Raw genomic sequence first — 1,223 nt, 5'->3', positions numbered from 1 at the left:
ACGTTGCCACACATATGAAAAAAAAGATTGTCATTATATTAATTTTGTTTTTCAGCAACATTTTATTTGCTCAAAAATTGAATTTCGGAAACTTCCCCACTGAAAAAAATAATGACGAACCGATAATAACATCAACACTTTTAAATTCATTAGATTGGAATAAACTTAAAGATTTTAGTGATAAAAACGAAGGACATTTTGCTCGGGAATCTATAAGATATACAGGCGATTTATTAAAAACTTATAGCTACGTTCAAGTAAGGTATGTTGCAGATTTTGAAATTGTCAGTTTTAAAGGAAAAGTTCTTGAGTATAATAGTCAAATTTCAAATTCGCCAAAACAAACTGAAAACTCATATTTTGACAAAAATGTCTGGTTAGAATATGTTCATACTTTATTGCCAAATTTAGATGATTCCTTAAAACTAACTTCAATTGAATCAAAAGATATTTTGAAAGGTTATTACAGCCTAATCGGAGCAGATTCCCGTGATGAATATGGTTGGATTTGTGAATATTCAACAGTCCCAAGGTTTACCGAACGAAGAAGAGGAGTAATTGAATTATTGAAAGAAGATAGAGCAGATTTAATTAAACCGCTAATTAAAAATCCAAATCTTGAGATTAGTATGTATGCTATTGACGCAATGATTTATCACGACTACAAAACAAAACAAATTATTATTAATGAAATAATTCCAGAACTGACCAAATTAACACGAGAATTAGATAGCCTAAAATCAAACAATTTTTCAAGTCAAAAGCTTGCAACTAATCCTAAAGAAATTGGGTATATTGAGAAACGACTTTCAAAGCTTAGAAAAGAAACTTTGAATTCAGAAGAATGGCAGTTTATTTGCGAGTTAAAAGAGAAAAATCAAGAAATCCTTACTTGCAAAGATGGTACCGGTTCATTTAAAATATATAAGAGTTGTACGAAATATTTATTGAGTGAAATCGGAATTTCAAATATTATAGAAAAATATAAGGAATGGAAAAAACTTGGTTACCTTGAGTGAGAAATACGTGTGGCAACAACGCATATAGGCAATGCGGGAGTTGTCGCTTAACCAAAAGTTTGGGTATATTTGGAGGTCGCCGAATTTTTACAAATCCGACTTTTGACAAGAAAAAATAAAAAGCGGAATTTGTAAAAATCAGCTTGTGCACAACCGAATGGTAACAGCCATTTTCGCCCGCACTGCCCATATACAATTCCGTTG

1 protein-coding gene is annotated in these 1,223 nt (G+C 31.2%); it reads left to right on the top strand.

The features are described from left to right. Positions 1-1,019, top strand: a 1,019-nt coding sequence (locus CHB80_RS24335; RefSeq protein ID WP_218823105.1) for a hypothetical protein, incomplete at its 5' end; no start/stop codon positions are given. Positions 1,020-1,223: the final 204 nt, after the last annotated feature.

The sequence above is a fragment of the Dokdonia pacifica genome, assembly GCF_900188275.1.
GTDB lineage: Bacteria > Bacteroidota > Bacteroidia > Flavobacteriales > Flavobacteriaceae > Dokdonia > Dokdonia pacifica.
Note: the sequence above shows the minus strand (reverse complement) of the source record. Positions and strands in the feature narration are given on the sequence as shown.